The 22,407-nt window shown below is 30.0% G+C and carries 19 protein-coding genes; 15 read left to right on the top strand and 4 right to left on the bottom strand.

Translation table 11 applies throughout. The features are described 5' to 3' along the window. Positions 1 to 162: 162 nt before the first annotated feature. Positions 163 to 1,047, bottom strand: a complete 885-nt coding sequence (locus tag BMW96_RS09540) for a hypothetical protein (RefSeq protein WP_092354957.1) — start codon at positions 1,045 to 1,047, stop codon at positions 163 to 165. Between the two features lie 396 nt (positions 1,048 to 1,443). Here BMW96_RS09540 and BMW96_RS09535 point away from each other — a divergent pair, with 396 nt between their 5' ends. From BMW96_RS09535 to BMW96_RS09525, 3 genes are all read left to right on the top strand, one after another. Then, positions 1,444 to 2,265 (top strand): putative manganese transporter, encoded by an 822-nt coding sequence (locus tag BMW96_RS09535; protein ID WP_092354954.1) that lies wholly within the window; start codon positions 1,444 to 1,446, stop codon positions 2,263 to 2,265. 121 nt (positions 2,266 to 2,386) lie between these two features. After that, positions 2,387 to 3,352, top strand: coding sequence for an L-lactate dehydrogenase (locus BMW96_RS09530; protein WP_092354951.1), 966 nt, complete (start codon positions 2,387 to 2,389; stop codon positions 3,350 to 3,352). Between the two features lie 31 nt (positions 3,353 to 3,383). Continuing rightward, a complete protein-coding gene (locus BMW96_RS09525; protein ID WP_092354978.1) occupies positions 3,384 to 4,199 on the top strand; it encodes an N-acetylmuramoyl-L-alanine amidase family protein in 816 nt (271 codons plus the stop codon). Between the two features lie 24 nt (positions 4,200 to 4,223). Here the strand turns inward: BMW96_RS09525 and BMW96_RS09520 are convergent, their stop codons facing one another. Next, entirely contained in the window at positions 4,224 to 4,721 is a 498-nt protein-coding gene (locus tag BMW96_RS09520) for an Rpn family recombination-promoting nuclease/putative transposase (RefSeq protein WP_257606896.1), read from the bottom strand. A gap of 280 nt (positions 4,722 to 5,001) precedes the next feature. Between BMW96_RS09520 and BMW96_RS09515 the strand changes: the two genes are divergently transcribed. From BMW96_RS09515 to BMW96_RS09460, 12 genes are all read left to right on the top strand, one after another. Then, positions 5,002 to 6,444, top strand: a complete 1,443-nt coding sequence (locus BMW96_RS09515; RefSeq protein ID WP_092354944.1) for a S41 family peptidase — start codon at positions 5,002 to 5,004, stop codon at positions 6,442 to 6,444. 107 nt (positions 6,445 to 6,551) lie between these two features. Further along, positions 6,552 to 8,525 (top strand): excinuclease ABC subunit UvrB, encoded by a 1,974-nt coding sequence (uvrB, locus tag BMW96_RS09510; protein WP_092354941.1) that lies wholly within the window; start codon positions 6,552 to 6,554, stop codon positions 8,523 to 8,525. Beyond that, on the top strand, positions 8,515 to 9,870 hold the full coding sequence (locus tag BMW96_RS09505) for a CCA tRNA nucleotidyltransferase (RefSeq protein WP_092354938.1): 1,356 nt from the start codon (positions 8,515 to 8,517) through the stop codon (positions 9,868 to 9,870). Before uvrB ends, BMW96_RS09505 begins: the two co-directional genes overlap by 11 nt. 3 nt (positions 9,871 to 9,873) lie before the next feature. Continuing rightward, entirely contained in the window at positions 9,874 to 12,696 is a 2,823-nt protein-coding gene (uvrA, locus tag BMW96_RS09500; protein ID WP_092354935.1) for an excinuclease ABC subunit UvrA, read from the top strand. A gap of 13 nt (positions 12,697 to 12,709) precedes the next feature. Next, a complete protein-coding gene (hprK, locus tag BMW96_RS09495; protein ID WP_092354932.1) occupies positions 12,710 to 13,645 on the top strand; it encodes an HPr(Ser) kinase/phosphatase in 936 nt (311 codons plus the stop codon). 3 nt (positions 13,646 to 13,648) lie between these two features. Next, positions 13,649 to 14,449 (top strand): prolipoprotein diacylglyceryl transferase, encoded by an 801-nt coding sequence (gene lgt / locus BMW96_RS09490; RefSeq protein ID WP_092354930.1) that lies wholly within the window; start codon positions 13,649 to 13,651, stop codon positions 14,447 to 14,449. Between the two features lie 172 nt (positions 14,450 to 14,621). Beyond that, complete coding sequence (locus BMW96_RS09485; protein WP_092354927.1) at positions 14,622 to 16,709, top strand: PTS sugar transporter subunit IIABC; 2,088 nt, start codon at positions 14,622 to 14,624, stop codon at positions 16,707 to 16,709. Between the two features lie 19 nt (positions 16,710 to 16,728). Continuing rightward, complete coding sequence (locus BMW96_RS09480) at positions 16,729 to 17,556, top strand: PRD domain-containing protein (protein ID WP_092354924.1); 828 nt, start codon at positions 16,729 to 16,731, stop codon at positions 17,554 to 17,556. A 226-nt stretch (positions 17,557 to 17,782) separates the two neighbouring features. Then, positions 17,783 to 18,772: a mannose/fructose/sorbose PTS transporter subunit IIA gene (locus BMW96_RS09475; protein WP_092354921.1), complete on the top strand. Its 990-nt coding sequence runs from the start codon at positions 17,783 to 17,785 to the stop codon at positions 18,770 to 18,772. Between the two features lie 16 nt (positions 18,773 to 18,788). After that, positions 18,789 to 19,604, top strand: coding sequence for a PTS mannose/fructose/sorbose transporter subunit IIC (locus tag BMW96_RS09470; RefSeq protein ID WP_092354918.1), 816 nt, complete (start codon positions 18,789 to 18,791; stop codon positions 19,602 to 19,604). Between the two features lie 22 nt (positions 19,605 to 19,626). Beyond that, positions 19,627 to 20,544 (top strand): PTS system mannose/fructose/sorbose family transporter subunit IID, encoded by a 918-nt coding sequence (locus BMW96_RS09465; RefSeq protein ID WP_092354975.1) that lies wholly within the window; start codon positions 19,627 to 19,629, stop codon positions 20,542 to 20,544. Between the two features lie 47 nt (positions 20,545 to 20,591). Further along, complete coding sequence (locus tag BMW96_RS09460; RefSeq protein ID WP_092354915.1) at positions 20,592 to 20,972, top strand: DUF956 family protein; 381 nt, start codon at positions 20,592 to 20,594, stop codon at positions 20,970 to 20,972. Between the two features lie 113 nt (positions 20,973 to 21,085). On the opposite strand, the gene BMW96_RS09455 is transcribed toward BMW96_RS09460, so the two are convergent. Then, entirely contained in the window at positions 21,086 to 21,700 is a 615-nt protein-coding gene (locus BMW96_RS09455) for an ECF transporter S component (protein WP_092354912.1), read from the bottom strand. Between the two features lie 353 nt (positions 21,701 to 22,053). After that, a partial coding sequence (locus BMW96_RS09450) for a hypothetical protein (protein ID WP_244881299.1) occupies positions 22,054 to 22,407 on the bottom strand: 354 nt, incomplete at its 5' end.

Genomic DNA, 22,407 nt, shown 5'->3' with positions numbered 1-22,407 from the left:
ATTGAATTAAGTTAGTTCTTAAAAATCATCTTTTTTATTATCTGAAACAATTTTTTTATAAACTTTCAATAAATAAAGTTAATACTATTACTTGTAGTTAAATAATAAAAAAAGATGAAATTATAAATTAAAAACTAAATTTAAATTTCATCTTTTTATCTTTTATTTATTAATAGCTAATTTAATTGTACCAACATTAGTCATTCCAATTGGTAAATCAAAGATAGCTTCTAAATAAACATAACCATCAGAAGAAACACTGTTTTCTGGTAAAATTAGCTTATATGTTTGATTTGATATTGGTTTAGAAGAAATATAATACAATGAATCCTTTTGAGGAATAAAAATATCACCATCTTTACTTGTGGCTATGTGTTTAAACCATAGTTTTGTATTTGAGCTTTCTATATTCAAAATAACTTCAACACTATTATCTGTAAGTTTTTTTACATCAGCGTTAAAAAAAGCAACTTGAGCACTAAAGCATGGAGCATACATCCCATTACTATTTAATGGAAGGTAGCCACCACGATTGGCAGTACTATAGGTATTGTAATCTACAGGTATCTTATATCCTTTTTTGCAAAGTACTGCATCTCCACCAGCTGGGGTGATTGCGAATTCTAAATATACATAACCATCTGACGAAACACTATCAGGACTAAGAGAAGTAGTAGTAATTCCTTGAGAAGATGTATAAAAAGCTGTATTTTTACTTGGAATAAAGTTTTCTCCACTTGCGTCAGTAGCCAAATGTTCATAATATCCTCTAACAGTATGTATCATTTCATTAATAGTAAGAGTAACACTGCCATCATTTTCACGGTGAGCTGTTATAGTATGTTTGATTATAGATGCTGATATTCCATCTAAATAAGCATCATCAGGATGAAGCGTTATAAATTGTGTTTGATCAACGTTAGTAGAAGTTCTAGTATCTAGTAGTAGTGCAGCCTTTTCAAATTGTGGTAATTGAGCAGCACTAACGCTAATATAAGAACCTAAAAACAGCATCATTGAAAGCATACATGCAATAATTTTTTTCATAATATTTTTCTCCTTTTTATTATAGTTTTTAGCCGTATGAGCACTACATAACTATAAAATAATACAAAAAGAAGTATTAACTATTAAAGTTAACAAGTATATTAAAATATAATATTATAATTGTATAATATCTACATCCTTTCAAATAAAATTTTTTTATCCCATTATTATGTAAGCGCCCTCACAACTAACATTATTATAACATAAGTTGGAATAATATGTTTTATTTAGTCAGATTTAGGTATTCAATTTTTTAAACTCTTTATAAAGAGTTTAAGTTAGATTATTATCTTTTTTATTATTTATTGTATAATTGTAAAAAGATTGAAAATATTATATATTATGGTATTATATATAAATTATAGTTAACTAATCTAAATGATGGGAGGGAATAGTATGGAGATTTTGCTTGAACCAGTTGAAGAATCCCTTATGGCTTTACCAGTATTATTTTTAGCTTATTTATTAGTTGAATATTTATCAAACCAGGATATTATTAATAAAGTAATGAAATTTGGAAAAGTTGGACCTTTCATTGGTTCTTTGCTTGGGAGCATTCCACAATGTGGCTTTTCAGTTATTGCTGCTAAGTTATATTCAATGCGTTATTTAACGATGGGAACCTTATTAGCTATTTTTATTGCTACTAGTGACGAAGCTCTTGCTATTATGGCTATTCATCCTGATTTATGGCGGATGTTAGCACTTTTGGTTATTATTAAAATTATTATTGGAACAATGGTTGGGTTTATTATAGATTATTTCAATCATAAAAGTTATGCTAATTATGAATATTTGCAAGTTGAACCTTGTGATTGCGGATGTCAAAACGGTATTATATTACCAGCATTGAGGCATACGATAAATATTTTTCTATTTATACTTTTAACTAATATAGTTTTTACGATAATTATTAATAGTATTGGTGAGGCAAGGTTAAGTAATTTATTAGAAACGAATTGGTTGCTACAACCAATTATTGCTGGATTTATTGGATTTATTCCTAATTGTGCAGGTTCTGTTATTCTTACTCAATTGTATGTAGATGGTGGTTTAACATTTGGAGCTCTACTTACAGGTTTAACGACAAGTGCAGGAATAGGAACTTTAGCGCTAATAAAATATAATGAAAATAAAAAAGATACTTTTAAAATTCTTTTAGTCTCTTATATGGTTTCTTTAGTTATAGGATATATAGTGTCATTAATAATGTTGTAGTAGTCATTTTGACTGCTTTTTTTGCATTAATTTATTATTATTGGAAATAATAAATTTAGATGCATATCAAATGACAAAATTAATAATAAATACTATTATTAAAGTATAAGGAGGAACAAACATGAAAAAAGAAGATGATTTAAGGAAAGTAGTATTAATAGGTACTGGATTGGTAGGTATGTCAATGGCCTATTCAATGTTAAATACTGGTGGAATTGATGAACTAGTACTAGTTGATTTAGATGAAGAAAAGGCTTTGGGAGAAGCAATGGATATGAGTCATGGTTTGCCCTATAGCAAAAGTAGTTTAAAGGTTAAGGCTGGGAACTATGATGAGTGCAAAGATGCAGATATAGTAGTAATAACTGCTGGTGCAGCACAAAAACCTGGGCAGACTAGATTGGAATTAGTAACTATTAATGCTAAAATCATGAAATCTATAACTCAATCAATAATGGCAACTGGCTTTGATGGAATTATTATTGTTGCAAGTAATCCAGTTGACTTAATGAGTTATGTTGTTCAAAGAGTATCGAAATTACCAACTAATCGAGTTATTGGAACAGGTACAATTTTAGATACTGCAAGACTTAAGTTCTTATTAGGTGAATATTTGAATGTTTCTTCGACAAACATCCATGCTTATATTTTAGGAGAACATGGTGATTCATCGTTTGTACCGTGGATGAACGCTTATATTGGGTGTAAAAGTATGATGGAATATATTGTAGAAATGAATATTGATATGAATGAAATGCATAAGATTTATAAAGAGGTCCAGCAAGCAGCATATGAAATTATTAAAAGAAAAAATGCTACTTATTATGGAATTGGGTTATCATTGAATCGTATGATAAGTGCTATTTTTGGTGATGAAAATGCTGTATTAACGGTATCTGCGTATCAACAAGGGGAATTTAAACAAGAAGGATTATATATTGGAGTTCCAGCAATTATTAATCGGCATGGAATTTCAAAAATTATGCCATTATATTTAAATAATGTTGACCAACGAAAATTTGATAAGAGTTGTAAAACATTAAAAGAAATAATCAATAATGAATTAAAGACAATTATTAATGATTGATGATATAATAGTTAGGAAAGCAGGTGGTAATGTGAAAAAATTACTCATAGTTTTCCTAATTTTATTTTTTATTACTGGTTGTAAACAAGAAAAACAATTCGAAACAGTTATTATTAAAACAAAAGTAATTAAACAGCAACAAAATGGGATAGTAGAAAAACAAGGTGAAAAAGTTAAACCAATTATTCAAGAACCAGTTGATGAATTGCAAGTAGTAGGTAATAATCGTTTAATTGTAATTGATGCTGGACATCAGCGTTATGGCAATAATGCTCCTGAACCAATTGGTCCAGGAGCTATAGAAACAAAAGCCAAAGTTACAAGCGGAGCAACTGGGGTTGTTACAGGAAACTTAGAATCACAAATAAATTTAGAGGTGGCATTAAAATTAAAAGGAAGATTAGAAAAGTGTGGATATCAGGTAATTATGGTACGAACAAGTCAGGATGTTGATATGTCGAATAGTGAAAGAGCTAAAATTGCAAACGAAAATAAAGCTGATGCATTTATTCGTTTACATTGCAATAGTGATGATGTTTTTAGTACTAGAGGAATTTTAACAATAGCACCATCTAATACTAATCGTTTTTGTAGTCAGATATCTGATGCTTCGCAATTGTTGTCTAAATGTGTTTTAGATAATATATGCCAGGCTACTGGTGCTAAAGATCGTGGTGTTATGATAAGTGATAACATGAGTGGGATAAACTGGTGTCAAGTACCAGTAACAATAGTTGAAATGGGATTTATCTCTAATCCAGAAGAGGATAGGTTGTTATCAGATGGCGGTTATCAGGATAAAATAGTAACAGGAATTATTAAAGGTATAAATGAGTTTATAAATTAGAGAATATTAAAACAGAGATTATTTTTAATAAAATCTCTGTTTTAATTTATGTTGTTTTAAAGTGATAATGATATAACAAATAATTTTAGTTATATAATATATAGATAAAACAATTATAATCCCACTAATCAAACAATCGTCACCATCATTGATAAAGATGATTTGATATACTGTTCTTAACATATTATACTTTTCACCAGCATCTAACTGTTCTACCAAGAGTCTGGCTCCATAAAACTGAAATCCTGCTGATTCGCTGTTAGCGCTGCCTGCCATCTGCATTTCTATGTCAATAATTCTGCGAGTTTCATCAACAGCACAAATATCTAAAATAATATTTTTAGCGAGAACAGTATTTTGATTGATTTCAGGATTTTTAACAATCATTTTTTTACAGTCGATATTGGTAACGAGTTTAACGATGTACTTTCTTAACATTCTAGATTCAGCAGTATCTCTGGAAAGAAGATATTTAAAGAAAAGATCATTATTAAATTTAACTAAGCTATTTTGATAATTAATTACTTTTAAAATGAAATTGCAGCAAACCTGTTTTTATATTTATGTACAAATAATTGAAAAAGGACTATATAGAATACAGTTTGACACATACTTTTGAAGTTATTTATTTGGATGCCAATAGTAATTTTGTAATCATTTTAGATATTATCTGAAAGCTAGAGTAAAATGTTTAAATTTTTTTATTTATGTAATATTTAATTTATCAATAATAAAGTTTTTTTATTTTTTACTAATAATTATTTATATTATATGTTAAAATATAACAATGTGAGGTGTAAATATGGAAGACTTTATTCAACCAAAACAAAAAAAAATAGTTAAAAAAAATCATTTCAAAGAGACAGTATTTATAGTTTTAATGATAATCTGTTTAGGGATTGGTTTTATTTCGGGATATATAATAAGAAAGACAAATATAGATACTAATAATAGAGAATCAAATACATCTGTATTAGATGAAGCATATGAAATTCTAAATGAATATTGGTACAATCCAAATGATAATAAAGTTGATATTGAAGGTAATTCAATTGCTGCATTAGTTAATTCATTAGGAGATATTCATTCATCATATTTTACTTTTGAGCAGTCAGTAGCATTTAATCAAAGTGTTGAAGGGAATTTTGATGGAATTGGTGTTGCTTATACTGCTTTAAATAATGGAATTATTATTACAAAGGTATATCAAAATAGTCCAGCTACTCAAAGCGGTATTCAGGTAGGCGATATTATTACTAATGTTGATGGTAGTAATATTGCAGGTAAAAGTTCAGATGAAGTAAAAGAACTTGTAAGAGGGCAAGCTGGGACTAGTGTTAAACTTAGAATTTTAAGAAATGATGAAACTTTTGATATTGATGTAAAACGTGGTAGTGTAGAGACTGCTGTAAATGGTGAAATAAGAGAAGAAAATGGTAAGAAGTTTGGATATATAGAAATTAGTACTTTTAGTACAACTACTGGTGAAGAAGTTGAAGATTTTTTACAATCTTTTGTGGATGAACAGATAAGTAATTTAGTTATTGATTTACGTGGTAATGGTGGTGGGTACTTGGTGGCTGCTAATGATGTATTAAATCTTTTTATTGATGAAGGTAAAACTATTTATCAGATGAAAGAAAAAAGTGGTGCGGTTCAAAAGACCAAAGCAAGTGATTGTAAAAAATATAGTTTTGCTAATAACTATATTTTAGTAGATGGGCAAACAGCATCAGCCTCTGAAGTTGTAGCAGGAGCTTTACAGGAGTTATGTAATTTCAAATTGGTGGGTTCACAGACATATGGAAAGGGTACTGCACAAACACAAAAACAGTTGAGTGATGGTTCTGTCTTGAAATATACTTATGCTAGATGGATGTTACCAAGTGGAACATGGATTAATAGAAAGGGTTTAACACCTGATTATTTGGTTGAAAATATAGATGTTAGTGATATATCTACAATAGCGGTTGATAAAGATTTAAAATATGATTGTGTAGATGAAAGAGTTTTAGCAATGCAAAAATCATTAAAGATCTTAGGATATGATTGTAAAAGGGAAGATGGATATTTTTCTAGTGATACTGTAGAAGCCTTAAAACAATTTGAAAGTGCTAATAATTTAAATGTAGATGGTATTTATAATGATAATGATAAAAATATGTTAATAAGTAAAGTGATTATTTATATTAATGATTTAAGCAATGATTATCAGTATAAGAAGTTAATTGCAATAATGAAATAAGAACATGACAGATAATAACTGTTATGTTTTTTATTGTCATGGGTATAATTCTTTTAACTTGGCTATTTTCTTGATATAATAAAAAAGACTTATAGGAGGTGGATAAAATGCATCAATTTAAACTAGTTTCTCCCTTCAAGCCAATGGGAGATCAGGTAGAAGCAATTGAACAATTGGTAGAAGGTATTAATGCAGGAAAGAAAGAGCAGGTTTTATTAGGAGGAACTGGAACAGGAAAAACTTTTACTGTTTCTAATGTAATTGCTGCTGTTAATAAACCAACGCTTGTTCTAGCACATAATAAGACTTTAGCAGGACAATTATATTCAGAGTTAAAAGAATTTTTTCCTGAAAATAGGGTTGAATATTTTATATCAAACTTTGATTTTTATCAGCCAGAAGCTTATATTCCTGGTCGAGATTTATATATAGATAAAAATGCTAAAACAAATTATGAAATTGAAATGCTTAGAAGTGCTGCAATGAATTCTTTAATTGAACGTGAAGATGTAATTGTTGTAGCATCAGTAGCCTCGATATATGGACTTGGTAACCCTGAACAATATAAAGAGATGATTTTTGCCTTACGTGTTGATCAGGAAATTGATCGTAAGCAATTACTTACATATTTAGTTGATCGCCAATATCAACGTAATGATATTGAACAAACAAAAGGAACTTTTAGAGTTCGGGGTGATGTAATTGAAATCGTACCTGGACACACTGAAAGCTGGTTAATTAGAATTGAATTATTTGGTGATACAGTTGAAAGAATAACAGAAGTCGATCCATTAACTGGACATGTTTTAGGAGCATATAATACATATACAATTTATCCAGCTTATGGTTATGTTACTAAAAAAGAACAGATATTGAAAGCTTGTAATACAATCACAACTGAGTTGGAAGAAAGACTAAAAGAATTTAAAGATGAGACTAAATTATTAGAATATGAACGTTTAGAGCAAAGAACTCGACATGATGTAGAAATGTTAAAAGAAGTTGGAATGTGTCCTGGAATAGAAAACTATTCTCGCCATATTGATGGACGCAAAGAAGGACAAAGACCATATACTTTGATTGATTATTTTCCCAAAGATTTTTTAATGATTGTAGATGAAAGTCATGTTATGTTACCTCAGGTAAGAGGGATGTATAATGGGGATCGTTCACGTAAAGAAACTCTTGTTGAATATGGTTTTAGATTACCAAGTGCCTTAGATAATCGACCATTAAGATTTGAAGAATTTGAAAAAATAGTTAATCAAGTAATATATGTTTCAGCTACTCCTGGAGATTATGAATTAGAACATGTAAATAATCAAGTTGTGCAACAGATCATTCGACCTACAGGGTTGCTTGATCCTAAAATAGAAGTTCGTCCAACTAAAGATCAAATAGATGATATTATTAGTGAAATTAAGATTCGCCAGGATCGTAATGAAAGAGTTTTAATAACTACTTTAACTAAACGAATGGCTGAAGATTTAAGTGCATATCTAAAAGAATTAGGAATTAAAGTAGCATATTTACACAGCGATACTAAAACATTAGAAAGAACAGAAATATTAAGGGATCTGCGTTTGGGTAAATATGATGTATTAGTAGGGATCAACTTATTAAGAGAAGGACTGGATTTACCAGAAGTAAGTCTGGTTTGTATTCTAGATGCTGATAAAGAAGGTTTTTTAAGAAGTAACCATTCATTAATTCAAACTATTGGTAGAGCTGCTCGTAATAGTAATGGAGAAGTTATTATGTATGGTGATAAAGTAACTGATTCAATGGCGTATGCAATTGAAGAAACTAAGCGTCGTCGTAAAATTCAAGATGCTTATAATAAAGAGCATAATATTATTCCAACAACCATTCATAAAGAAATTCGTGATGCAATTAGAGGTCAAGAAGTTATTGATGATGCAGCCAGCTTAGTTAAAAAAGGACGTAAGGCTAGTAAGAAAGATAAACAGGTAATGATTCATGAACTGGAAAAACAGATGAAAGATGCTGCTAAAATATTAGATTTTGAAAGAGCAATGGAACTTAGAGATATAATTATGGAGCTTCAAGGTGAAAAGTAATTATAGGTTTCCTTCTTTAGTTAAAAATATTTTTAAGGATATTGATGAAAATGGAGGGAAAGTTTTTCTTGTTGGTGGAATAGTTCGTGATATGTTAGTTTATGGTAATGTGGATTATCATGATGTCGATATAGAAGTATATGGTTTGACGGTTGAGCAGTTAGAGAATATACTAAGTGAATATGGGCACGTAATTTGTATAGGTAAATCATTTGGTATTTTAAAGCTGGATAATTTACCAAATTATGATTTTGCACTTCCCCGAACTGAGATTAAAGTTGGAAAAAATCATCAAGATTTTAAGATTAAGGTTGATAAGGATCTTGATTTTAAGATTGCTGCATCAAGACGTGATTTAACAATTAATGCTTTGATGTATGAAATTAAGACAGATAAGATTCATGATTATTTTCATGGAATCGAAGATTTGAACAAGCGAACTTTACGAATGGTAAATGAAAAAATATTTCCAGAGGATCCTCTTAGGGTTTTAAGGTTAGCACAGTTTGCATCTCGTCTTGATTTTTGTATTGAACCAAAAACCAAAAAAATATGTAAGGAAATGGTTAGTAAGGGATTATTAAATAACTTAAGTAATGAACGAGTATTTAATGAGTACAATAAGATACTATTGAGTAATCATCCTTCAGTTGGATTAACTTTTTTAAAGGAAGTAAAAGCTATTTTACCATGTTTGGATGTGTTATCAAAAACTATGCAGAGACTAGATTATCATCCTGAAGGAAATGTTTGGAATCATACTATACTAGTAACTGATTTAGCTGCTTTATGTAGTCAAAAAACAACTAATCCATTAGGATTTATGTGGGGTGCATTATTACATGATATTGGAAAAGCTTTAGTAACAACAAAAGAAGGTCATGCACCTAATCATAATGAAGCAGGGGTAGAAATTTTTAATAAAGAATTAAAAAATTTAATTCCTGATAAAAAACTACAGAAGTATATCAAAACGATTATTCTATATCATATGCATTTGATGAATATGGTTAGAAATGGAGCAAAAGATTATAGTTATTTTAAAATTTTAAAGGGAATAGACGGGATTGTTAGTATTGAGGACTTAATTTTAATTACAAAATGTGATAAACTAGGAAGATATAAAGATGAACATGAAAATATAAATCACTTTGATTTTGTCATGAAAGAAAAGATGACTCAATTAGGAACTGTTGCTAAATTACCATTAGTTAATGGTAATGATCTTAAATTATTAGGAATTGAGCAGTCATCAAGATATCAAAAATTATTAGATTGGGCTTATGATCTACAATTAAGAGGTCATAATAAGGAATCAATTTTGAAGATGATAAAAGGTAGGTAAGATATGGAAAATGATAAATTAATCATTAAGGGTGCTAGAGAAAATAATTTAAAAAATATTAATCTTGAGATACCTAAAAATAAACTTGTAATTATAACAGGGTTATCAGGTTCTGGAAAAACTTCTTTAGCATTTGATACTATCTATGCAGAAGGACAGCGACGTTATGTAGAGTCATTAAGTGCATATGCAAGGCAGTTTTTAGGAAATATGGAAAAGCCTGATGTTGATAGTATAGAAGGACTTTCACCAGCAATAGCAATTGATCAAAAAACAACATCAAACAATCCACGTTCAACAGTAGGAACTGTTACTGAAATATTCGATTATTTAAGGTTATTGTATGCTAGAATTGGAAAAGCTTATTGTCCAGAACATAATACGATAATAGAATCACAAACAATTAAACAGATGGCAGATACAATTGATAAATATCCTGATGGTAGTAAATTACAAGTGTTAGCACGTTTAGTAAAAAATCAAAAAGGGACTTTTAAAGATTTATTTGAAGATTTATTAAAAGATGGTTATATTAGAATACAAGTTGATGGAGAAGTTAAATTATTAGATGAAGGAATTGAGCTTGATAAGAATAAGAAACATAATATTGATGTAGTAATTGACAGAATAGTAAAAAAAGAAGGTTATCGCAGTCGATTGATAGATTCATTAGAAGTTGGATTGAAATTGACAGGTGGAGAAGTCATTGTTTCTAATTTAAGTGATGGTAGTGAAGCATTATTTTCAGAACATTTAGCTTGTCCTGTTTGTGGATTTAGTGTTCCAAAATTAGAACCCCGCTTATTTTCATTTAATAATCCTCTTGGTGCTTGTCCAGATTGTCGAGGGCTGGGAATAAAAAATGAAGTTGATACTGATTTATTGATTCCAGATTGGAATTTAAGTATAAATCAAGGTGGAATTAGATATTTTAAAACATCTGTTGGTACAGATCGAATCGAGTGGCAAAGATTTTTAGTCTTATGCAAAACATATAAGATTGATTTAGATAAACCATTAAAAGATTTTACTAAAAAGGAATTGAAAGTTATTTTAGAAGGTTCTGATAAACCAATATCTTATCAGATTGTTTCTAGTAGTGGGAATATATCCAAAACAACTAAGCCAATTGAAGGGGTTAAGTCTTTAATTCAAAGAAGGTTTGAAGAAACGACTTCATCATGGTCTAAAGAATGGTATGCTTCATTTATGGCTGAACATACATGTCCAACTTGTAAAGGAAAAAGATTAAATGATCAAGTATTAAGTGTTAAAGTTGGAGGCTTAAATATAAGTGAATTTACTGATATGTCAATTAGACAAGCTTTACAATTTGTAGATGAACTTAAATTAAATGATTATGAAGAAAAAATCGCACATTTAGTTTTAAAAGAAATAAAAGATCGATTAGGATTCTTAAATGATGTAGGATTAGGATATTTAACTTTATCAAGAAAAGCTGGTGGTCTTTCAGGTGGAGAAGCACAGCGAATTCGTTTAGCCACACAAATTGGTTCAAGGTTAACAGGGGTACTATATGTTTTAGATGAACCATCAATTGGATTACATCAACGTGATAATGATAAATTAATTGCTACATTACAAAATATTAGAAATTTAGGTAATAGTGTTTTAGTTGTAGAACATGATGAAGATACAATGCGTGCTAGTGATTTCATTGTTGATATTGGTCCTGGTGCAGGAGTTCATGGTGGAAATGTTATCGTTGCTGGCACTCCAGAAGAAGTAATGGCATGTAAGTCATCTGTGACAGGGCAATATTTATCAGGGCGATTAAAGATTGAAGTGCCTAAAAAGCGACGTAAAGGGAATGGAAATTTTATTCAAATTAAAGGTGCTAAGGAAAATAACTTGAAAAATATTAATGTAAAATTTCCTTTAGGATGTATGTCTGTAGTTACTGGTGTATCTGGCAGTGGTAAAAGTACTTTAGTTAATGAAATCATGGGTAAAGCTATGATGGCAAAAATTTATCATTCTAAAGAAAGACCAGGTAAGCATAAAGAGATTTTAGGTTTAGAGAATATTGATAAAGTTATTGAGGTTAGCCAAGATCCAATTGGAAGAACTCCTCGTTCTAATCCTGTTACTTATACTGGAGTATTTGATGATATTAGAGATTTGTTTGCACAAACTAATGAAGCTAAAATGCGTGGTTATGATAAAGGACGTTTTAGTTTTAATGTTAAAGGTGGACGATGTGAGGCTTGCCAAGGTGATGGGTTAAAACGTATTTCAATGCATTTTTTACCAGATGTTTATGTTCCTTGTGAACAATGTGGTGGTAAAAGATATAATGAGGAAACTTTACAAGTTACATATAAGGATAAGAATATTTATGATGTTTTAGAAATGACAATTGAAGATGCAGTTGAATTCTTTAGCAATCTTCCTAAAATAAAAACAAAGTTACAGACTTTACAAGATGTTGGATTAGGTTATATCAAACTAGGACAAAGTGCGACTACATTATCTGGAGGAGAAGCACAGCGTGTTAAGTTAGCTAGTGAATTACAGAAAAAGGCAACTGGAAAAACAGTGTATATTCTTGATGAACCAACAACAGGGTTACATAGTAATGATGTTGCCAGATTGATTGAAGTATTACAACGAATAGTTGAGCAAGGAGATTCTGTCATTATTATTGAGCATAATTTAGATGTTATTAAAGTTGCAGATTATATAATTGATTTGGGTCCTGAAGGTGGCGATGGTGGTGGTACAATAGTTGTTGCTGGAACACCAGAAAAAGTTGCTAAATGTAATGAAAGTTATACTGGAAGTTTTTTAAAGAAGATCTTATAGGGAGGATGCAGTAATGCCAAAATCAATAACAATTGGTGAAATATTAGATAAAGAGCATTATGTTCAAGTTACTGGTGATGAAAAAGCTTTAGAGAGGCCAATTTATGTAGCTGAAATAAATCGACCAGGATTTGAATTAGCAGGTTTTTTTAAACATAGTGATTTTCGTCGAATAATCATTTTTGGTGATAAAGAATCAGCATTTATTAATGAAATGTCTGAAGAAAGACAACGTGAAATTTTTCCTTTTTTAATTAATGATGAAGTACCATGTATTATTATTGCTAAAGGAAATGAATGTCCTGCTATTTTAATTGAGATAGCTAGAAAAAAAGATTTTCCAATTTTTGTAACTGAATCTGCAACAGGTAGAGTTTCAATTGAATTAACTAATATTCTTGATGAGGCTTTAGCTCCAGAGACATTAATACATGGAGTATTTTTGAATATTTATGGAAAAGGTGTAATTATTAAAGGTGATAGTGGAATTGGAAAATCTGAAATAGCACTAGAATTAGTAAAAAGAGGACATTTGCTTGTTGCAGATGATGCTGTAGAATTATATCATTTAGGTCAAAGTATTGTTGGAAAAGCACCAGAAGTATTAACTAACTTATTAGAAATTCGTGGTATTGGAGTAATTGATGTTTCTAAAATGTTTGGAATTAGTTCAATTTTAGATAAAGATAAAGTAGATTTAATAATTCAATTAGATCGTTGGGTACCTTCACGTGAATATACACGAGTTGGAGTAGAGGAAAATGACTCTACAGAAGAAATTTTAGGTGTTAAGATTCCAAAGATTGTTGTGCCAGTATCAAGTGGAAGAAGTATGTCAGTGATTATTGAGGCAGCAGTTATGAATATGCGGTTACGAGAATATGGTGTTGATTCTAGTAAAGAGTTTGTTGATCGTATTTTGAAAAATATTGATAAAAATAAGGGGTAAAATATGACTTTTTTTCCTGATAGTAAGACATTTATACAAATTGGTTCATTTACTATTGCATGGTATGCAATCTGCATTATTATTGGAGCTGTTATAGCTTATAAGATAGGGCAATATAATTTTAAAAGAATGGGCCTTGATAAAGAGGTTTTATCTGATTATTTCTTTGGATTAATGATCACTGGCGTAATTGGAGCTAGAATTTGGTATGTTATTTTTATGTGGAATGAACTATACGCAAATAATCCAATAGAAATTATCATGTTTAGACATGGCGGATTAGCAATTCAGGGTGGAATATTTGCTGGATTAGTATTTAGCTGGTGGTATTTTAGAAAACATAAAATTGATTTTATGGTTGCTGGAGATGCAATTATGCCTGGTGTTTTAGTTGCTCAAGCATTAGGTCGATGGGGAAACTTTTTTAATCAAGAAGCTTTTGGTGGGCCTGTAGGTTTAAAGTTTTTACAGTCATTACATTTACCAGATTTTATAATTAAAGGTATGTACATAAATGGACAGTACTATCATCCTACTTTTTTATATGAGTCATTAGCCAATATAGCAGGTTTTTTAATTATATATTTTGTGATTCGTAAGATTCAAACTAAGCAGGGGGAACAGTTTTTTAGTTATTTTATTTGGTATGGAATTTTTAGATTTTTTATAGAAGGTCTAAGAACAGATAGTTTATATATAATGGGGTTAAGGACAGCGCAACTAATTTCGATTGTTTTTGTAGTTGTTGGAATTGCAGGTTATATTTATTGTAAAAAATGTGGTAAACCAGCAATTAATATATGAAATACAGAATTTGGCTAAATATATAATATTATTAGTGAAATTGAGGTGAAATTTATAGCCTCAATTTTTTATATTCGTTATAATTTTTTATTGACATAAACTGTGGTAGCTGACTATTATAAATGTAATAAACAGAGGTATTTAAAAAAATATAATTGTATTGGAGGGCAGCATGAAAGCAAAAATTTTTAGTGTTTTACAAAGAATTGGGCGTAGCTTTATGTTACCGATTGCAGTATTACCCGTTGCAGGTTTGTTTTTGGGAATAGGAAGTTCATTAACTAGTAACACGACAATTTCATCATTACATTTAGAAGCAATTTTAGGAAAAGGGACATTTTTAAATAATTTTTTAACTATTTTAACTAATGTAGGAAATGCATTTTTTAATAATTTGCCTATTATTTTTGCAGCTGCAGTAGCTTTGGGAATGGCAAAAAAGGCAAAAGAGGTAGCAGTTATCTCTGCTGTTATTGCATTTTTTGTAATGCATACAACTATCAATGGTATGCTAACATTAAGTGGTGTAATTATAGATAATCAAGTAGTTGGAACAAATGTATTAGATGGTACTATTACATCTACTTGTGGAATACTTTCATTAGAGATGGGAGTATTTGGTGGAATAATAGTTGGTTTAGGAGTCAGTTTTCTACATAATCGATTTTATCAAATTCAGTTACCAAGTGTATTATCTTTTTTTGAAGGAGAACGTTTTATTCCAATTATATCAACGATAAGTTTTTTATTTGTGGGAATATTAATGTTTTATCTGTGGCCGTTTATCCAAAATGCAATTTTTGCATTAGGAAAGGTTGTTTCTACATCTGGGTATTTTGGCACTTTTATCTATGGGGTTATAAAAAGATTATTAGTTCCTTTTGGCTTACATCATGTATTCTATTTACCGTTTTGGCAAACAGCTATAGGAGGAACAATGACTGTAAATGATGTTATGGTTTATGGAGGACAAAATATCTTTTTTGCCCAATTAGCTGATCCAAGTGTATTACATTTCAGTAGTGAAGCTACTAAATATTTTACAGGTGAATTTATTTTTATGATATTTGGTCTACCTGGTGCTGCTTTAGCTATGTATCATACAGCAAAACCAGAGATGAAAAAAGCAATAGGTACTCTTTTCTTTTCAGCTGCTCTAACTAGTATTTTAACGGGAATAACTGAGCCGATTGAGTTTTCTTTTTTGTTTGCTGCTCCATTATTGTTTGGAGTTCAAGTCTTATTAGCGGGAAGTGCTTATATGATTGCTCATATATTTAATATTGCAATAGGTTTGACTTTTTCTGGAGGATTAATTGATTTTGTTATTTTTGGGGTGCTTCAAGGTAACAGTAAAACAAATTGGATATTAGTAATTCCAATTGGAATAATATATTTTTTCCTATATTATTTTAGTTTTAGATATTTAATTAAAAAATTTGATTTAAAAACACCAGGCAGAGAGACTAATAATAAATTATTAATTTTAAAAAAACCTAATTTATGTGATAACAAAAATATTATTGATAAACAATCACAACTTATTATTAGAGGTTTAGGAGGAAGAGATAATTTTAATGATTTAGATTGTTGTATTACTAGATTAAGAGTTACAGTTAATGATAATACAAAATTAAATGAAGGTTTATTGAAACAATCAGGAGCTGCAGCAATAATAACTCAGGGAAATAGTGTACAGATAATTTATGGGCCAAAGGCTTCATCTATTAAAACTAAATTAAATGAGTATTTATCAAATGTGCCTGTAGAATATGATGAATATAAGGAAGAAATAGTGTATAATCAATCATGTATAGAATTGGGAAATATTGTAGATGGAGAAGTAATGCCAATAGAATCATCATGTGATCAGATATTTTCACATAAACTGATGGGTGATGGGGTTATAATTAAACCACATAATGGATTAATTGTATCACCTTGTGATGGTGTGATAACAATGATTTATCCAACAAAACATGCAGTAGGGATAAAATTAGATAATGGATGTGAATTATTATTACATTTTGGAATTGATACAGTTAATTTAAATGGAAATGGATTTGAGGTATTAGTCAAAATCAATCAGAGAATAAATAAGGGGGATCTGATATTAAATGCTGATCTGGAATATATTCGAGAAAAAGCAACCAGTGATCAAGTTATTTTGGTAATTACCAAGATAGTGGATAATTTAAAGATTGAAAAAAATTATGGGGAAATGAAAAGAGGAACTGTAATTTTAAAGATACTTAGTTAATTAAGAGAGGGAATGTAATATGTATACTGTCATCAAGGTACTAAATAATAATACTATTCTAGCTAGTAATACAGATGAAGAGGTTATTATAATGTATAAAGGAATTGGTTTTTCAAAGAAGGTAAATGATTGTTTTGAAATACCAAGGAATGCTAAAAAATACCTAATGCAAAAAGAGTATAATAATAAAAGAAAATCTAATGAGATTATTAATTATATAGATCCAATATATTTAGAAATAGCATCCGAAATAATAAAACTTATAATTCAAAAATTTGGAAAAGTTGATAATGATATCTTATTACCTTTAGCTGATCATATATATTTTGCAATTAAGCGAATGGATGATAATATTATGCCATCTAATCCATTTATTAATGATATAAGGTTATTATTTCCAGATGAATATGAAGTTGCTTTAATAGGACGAGATGTAATTAAAAAATTTGTGTCTAAAACAATTAATGAAGATGAAGTAGGGTTTATAACATTGCATATTCATTCTGCAATCTCATCTAATCAAGTGGCTGAATCAATGGAAGCAACACGAGTTATTCATGAGGGAATCGTTAAATTACAAAAAGATTTAAATATAATAATAGATGTTCAATCAATTTCTTATGTTAGATTAATGAATCATATTAAATTTTTAATATTAAGGGTAAATTCTAATGAAAAGTTACAAATGGATATTAGTGAATTTACTAAAGATAGATTTCCGTTTGCATATGAACAAGCATTTAATATGTGTAAAGCACTATCTAAAGTTTTAAAAAAGGATCTACCAGAAAGTGAAGTAGGTTATTTAGCATTACATTTAGAAAGAATATTGTCTAGTATTCAGTAATCATATTTTAGAAATGATAAATTTTTAAATCAGTTCTTGACAGGTGGTTATTATAAATGATATTATAATCGTGCAAATTGAATACTTTATAGTGTGTAACTGTTAGGCAGGCAATAACTATTTTAATAAAAGATTTTAATTTTTTAGATTAATATCTTATATTTTGAAATAGTTTTGCCTGCTTTTTTGCATTATTAAGTGTTTAAAAGAAAGGGAGGAAATTATAATGGTAGGAATTATTCTTGCTAGTCATGGTGAATTTGCAAATGGGATCTTACAATCTGGATCAATGATTTTTGGTGAACAAGCAAATGTAGTAGCAGTTACATTACAGCCAAGTGAAGGACCAGATGATATTAGAGCAAAGATGGAAAAAGCTATTGCTAGCTTTGAAAACCAAGATGAAGTATTGTTTATGGTTGATTTATGGGGTGGAACACCATTTAATCAAGCTAATGGTTTAATTGATGGCCATGAAGATAAATGGGCAATCGTAACTGGTTTAAATTTACCTATGTTAATTGAAGCATATGCTTCACGTTTATCTATGGAATCTGCTCATGAAATTGCAACACATATTACAGAGGTTTCTAGAGAGGGTGTTAAGACTCGACCAGAATCATTAGAGCCAAAGAAAACTGAAGTTGTTACAGAGCAGAAAAATCTATCACAAGGTGCTATTCCAGAAGGTACTGTAATTGGTGATGGACATATCAAATATGTTTTAGCACGTGTAGATACACGACTGTTACATGGACAAGTAGCAACAACATGGACAAAGACTACACAACCTAATCGAATTATTGTTGTATCGGATTCAGTATCACGTGATAACTTACGTAAGAAGATGATTGAGCAAGCGGCTCCACCAGGGGTAAAGGCTAATGTTGTTCCTATTGATAAAATGATTAAAGTTGCTAAAGATCCACGCTTTGGTAATACAAAAGCAATGTTATTATTTGAAACACCTCAAGATGCTCTTCGAGCAATTGAGGGTGGAGTTGATATTAAGGAATTAAATATAGGTTCTATGGCTCACTCAATTGGGAAAGTTGTTGTTAATAAAGCGATTGCTATGGATAAAGATGATGTAGAAACAATTGAAAAACTTAAGGCTAAAGGAATTACTTTTAATGTACGTAAAGTACCAAGTGATTCTAATGAAAATATTGATAATCTTCTTAAAAAGGCAAAAGCTGAATTAAATAAAGGTTAAAAAAGGAGGAATTATAATGTCTGTAATTACAATAATTTTAATTGTTATAATTGCCTTGCTAGCTGGGATGGAAGGAATATTGGATGAATTTCAATTTCATCAGCCACTAGTGGCATGTACTTTAATTGGTTTAGTAAGTGGTCATTTATCAGAAGGAATTATTTTAGGTGGTTCACTTCAAATGATTGCTCTTGGTTGGGCAAACGTTGGTGCAGCAGTTGCACCAGATGCAGCATTAGCATCAGTAGCATCAGCTATTATTATGGTGCTTGGTTTAGAAGGTGGAGCAACTGATGTGCAAACAGCTATTTCAACAGCAATTGCAGTTGCAGTACCTTTATCTGTTGCTGGTTTATTCTTAACTATGATTTGTCGAACTATTACAATTCCAATGGTTCATTTCATGGATAATGCTGCTGAAAAGGGTAATATTCGTGCAATTGAAATGTGGCAAATTTTAGCAATCTTACTACAAGGTGTTCGTATAGCAATTCCTGCAGCTGCACTTTGTGTAGTACCTGCTTCAGTAGTTACTAATGCATTAAATCAAATGCCAGCATGGTTATCTGGTGGAATGACTGTTGGTGGTGGAATGGTAGCTGCAGTAGGTTATGCAATGGTTATTAATATGATGTCAACAAGAGAAACTTGGCCATTCTTTGCTTTAGGATTTGTTTTAGCAGCAATTGGTGAATTAACTTTAATTGCATTAGGTGCAATTGGTGTTGCTCTAGCATTAATATACTTAGGATTAAAAGAAAATGGTGGCTCTAATGGTGGGAATGGTTCAGGTACTGGCGATCCATTAGGAGACATATTAAATGATTATTAAAATCTTGGAGGAGGAAAGAAATATGGCAGAAAAAATAAAATTATCAAAAAAAGATCGTATTGCAGTTGCTTGGCGTCATCAGTTCCTTCAAGGTTCTTGGAACTATGAACGTATGCAAAATGGTGGCTGGTGTTATTCGATTATTCCAGCTATCAAGAAATTATATCCAAATAAAGAAGATCGAGTATCAGCTTTAAAAAGACATTTAGAGTTTTATAATACTCATCCCTATGTATCAGCACCTGTTATGGGAGTTGCATTAGCATTAGAAGAAGAAAGAGCTAATGGTGCTGATATTAATGATACTGCTATTCAAGGGGTAAAGGTTGGAATGATGGGACCTTTAGCTGGAGTAGGAGATCCAGTATTCTGGTTTACTCTTAGACCTATTTTAGGAGCTTTAGGAGCTTCCCTAGCTTTGAGTGGAAATATTATTGGTCCATTATTGTTTTTCTTTGCATGGAATATTATTCGTATGGCATTTTTATGGTATACACAAGAATTTGGATATAAAGTTGGAACATCTATTGCTCAAGACTTATCAGGTGGTTTACTAGGAAAAATCACTCAAGGAGCGTCAATTCTTGGGATGTTTATTATTGGATCATTGGTTCAACGTTGGGTAACTATTACATTTACACCAATCGTTTCTACTGTTACTCAATCTAAAGGTGCGTTTATTGAGTGGAGTAAATTACCAGCTGGAGTAGAGGGAATTAAATCTGCTTTAGAACAATATAGTACATTAGGTGCAAATGGATTAAATGTGGAAAAAGTTACAACTTTACAACAAAACTTAGATCAGCTTATTCCAGGTTTATCTGCATTATTATTAACATTATTATGCTGCTGGTTACTTAAGAAAAAGGTTTCACCAATTGTTATTATTGTAGCATTATTTGCAATTGGTATTCTTGCTCGTCTTGGTGGTATAATGTAATATATTAAATTAATTAGTTTGATTTGAAAATGTAAAGGAGAATTCATATGGTGCAATCTTTAAATACAAAGGTGGATTTAACAATTAAGGCAACCTCATATTTAGGCCTTACTAATTATGGTAAAATCATGGTAGGAGATAATGCTTTTGAATTTTATAATGATAAAAATGTTAGAGATTATATTCAAATTCCATGGAAGGAAGTCGACTATGTTATGGCATCTGTTATGTTTAAAGGAAAATGGATTCCTCGCTTTGCAGTTGTTACTAAGAAAAATGGTAAATTTATTTTCTCTTCACGTGACAATAAAGCTTTATTACGAGCTGTTAATAAATATGTAGCATCCGAAAATCTTGTTCGTTCTCTTAGTTTTTTGGATATTATTAAAAGAGGTATTAAATCACTTTTTTCTAAAAAAATTATATAAAAATTTTAATAATACTTTAACCAGGAGCTTGGTGCTTCTGGTTTTATTTTTGCAGTATATTTGATTGTCTTTTGTTATATAAAAAATCCTGTGTTTAACACAGGATAAAATTATTATTTAGTTATCATAGGTTTAATTGCTTTATATGCAAATAAAGTTACTATAGCACCTATTATGGCTTCTACAATTCCATTAGTTGCAACAACACCTAATAACATTGCCATTAGTGAACTGTATGCAATATTAATAGCATCAGCATAAGCTTTTCCAAAGAAAAAATAAATACCACCTAAAACAAGAACAGTATTAGTAATTGCTCCAACTAAAGCTCCAGATATAATAGTGGCATTTTCATTATTAAATTTATTTTTTAAAAATTCAAATGTTACTCCAGCTAGATATCCTAGTAAAATTCTTGGAACAAGAGCAATTAAGACACTTGACCAATTACCACTAATGTCACCAATAGTTACAAATGGTGAAAAACAAAATGATGTAATTCCAGGCTGAATAGTTGCTCGAATTAAACTGGTGAGCCCAAATACCAATCCTAATTGTGCTCCAGCTCTTTTGCCTAATATAATTCCTGCGATAATTACAGGTATGTGCATTGTTGTCGCACTTAGGGGTCCAATAGGAATATATCCTAATGGTGTTACAACAAGTATAACTTCAATAGCAAGAAACATTGCCATAAAAGCCATGTGCTGTGTTTTTTTAGATCTCATATTTTCCTCCTACTATCACTCTATATAGATGTGATGTTTATTTTGGGTGTCTAGCCATATTTCCCCATTTTCTAAGAGTCGTATTTGATCTCTTGAAAATATCTTGTTTATATAGCTTGACGATATAATTATAATACAATTTATAATCTAAGCCAATTGTTATAATAATTAATTTAGCACAAATTAATATCTAGATAGAACTATATCAAATATAGTACATACATTTATTTTAGAATTAAGATATAATTATATAAAATCAGGAAAGCAAGGTAGTAATTTTTTTGCTAAATTCTTCCATCGCTTTCCCATTTATTTTCATCTTTTTTACCAATGATTTGTCTAATTAATATTTATTATTCACTTATTTCATCTATTCGCTGTTTAAATTTTTTATATACAATCTCTTCAAAGATTATTTTGTCAATTGCTTTTAACTGCTTTTCATTTAGCGATAATACCCATTTTTCTTCCCTTATCCCATATCTTGCTTCAATTAGATCAACCTTTCCTTCAGCTTTTCCTTCAATTTTTCCCTTTTCATATACTTCCTGTTTTTCTGATTCGTTTGCTGCCCTGTTTAAATCTCTCTTATAATACATATCTCTTAACTTGGCTTCTTCATTAAACTTTTCCAACTTCTTTTTCATGATATTTATCACTCCCTGGTCTGTTAAACCAATTATATCATTATCTATTCCGTTTTTGAA

This window comes from Thomasclavelia cocleata, from assembly GCF_900102365.1.
Lineage (GTDB): Bacteria > Bacillota_I > Bacilli_A > Erysipelotrichales > Coprobacillaceae > Thomasclavelia > Thomasclavelia cocleata.
The sequence above is the reverse complement of the archived record's forward strand: the minus strand, read 5'-3'. Positions and strand labels throughout refer to the sequence as shown.

Excerpts from the sequence above, each read along its gene's own strand:
- BMW96_RS09540 (WP_092354957.1), bottom strand. The coding sequence starts at position 1,047 with ATGAAAAAAATTATTGCATGTATGCTTTCAATGATGCTGTTTTTAGGT.
- BMW96_RS09535 (WP_092354954.1), top strand. The coding sequence starts at position 1,444 with ATGGAGATTTTGCTTGAACCAGTTGAAGAATCCCTTATGGCTTTACCA.
- BMW96_RS09530 (WP_092354951.1), top strand. The coding sequence starts at position 2,387 with ATGAAAAAAGAAGATGATTTAAGGAAAGTAGTATTAATAGGTACTGGA.
- BMW96_RS09515 (WP_092354944.1), top strand. The coding sequence starts at position 5,002 with ATGGAAGACTTTATTCAACCAAAACAAAAAAAAATAGTTAAAAAAAAT.
- uvrB (WP_092354941.1), top strand. The coding sequence starts at position 6,552 with ATGCATCAATTTAAACTAGTTTCTCCCTTCAAGCCAATGGGAGATCAG.
- uvrA (WP_092354935.1), top strand. The coding sequence starts at position 9,874 with ATGGAAAATGATAAATTAATCATTAAGGGTGCTAGAGAAAATAATTTA.
- hprK (WP_092354932.1), top strand. The coding sequence starts at position 12,710 with ATGCCAAAATCAATAACAATTGGTGAAATATTAGATAAAGAGCATTAT.
- lgt (WP_092354930.1), top strand. The coding sequence starts at position 13,649 with ATGACTTTTTTTCCTGATAGTAAGACATTTATACAAATTGGTTCATTT.
- BMW96_RS09485 (WP_092354927.1), top strand. The coding sequence starts at position 14,622 with ATGAAAGCAAAAATTTTTAGTGTTTTACAAAGAATTGGGCGTAGCTTT.
- BMW96_RS09480 (WP_092354924.1), top strand. The coding sequence starts at position 16,729 with ATGTATACTGTCATCAAGGTACTAAATAATAATACTATTCTAGCTAGT.
- BMW96_RS09475 (WP_092354921.1), top strand. The coding sequence starts at position 17,783 with ATGGTAGGAATTATTCTTGCTAGTCATGGTGAATTTGCAAATGGGATC.
- BMW96_RS09470 (WP_092354918.1), top strand. The coding sequence starts at position 18,789 with ATGTCTGTAATTACAATAATTTTAATTGTTATAATTGCCTTGCTAGCT.
- BMW96_RS09465 (WP_092354975.1), top strand. The coding sequence starts at position 19,627 with ATGGCAGAAAAAATAAAATTATCAAAAAAAGATCGTATTGCAGTTGCT.
- BMW96_RS09460 (WP_092354915.1), top strand. The coding sequence starts at position 20,592 with ATGGTGCAATCTTTAAATACAAAGGTGGATTTAACAATTAAGGCAACC.
- BMW96_RS09455 (WP_092354912.1), bottom strand. The coding sequence starts at position 21,700 with ATGAGATCTAAAAAAACACAGCACATGGCTTTTATGGCAATGTTTCTT.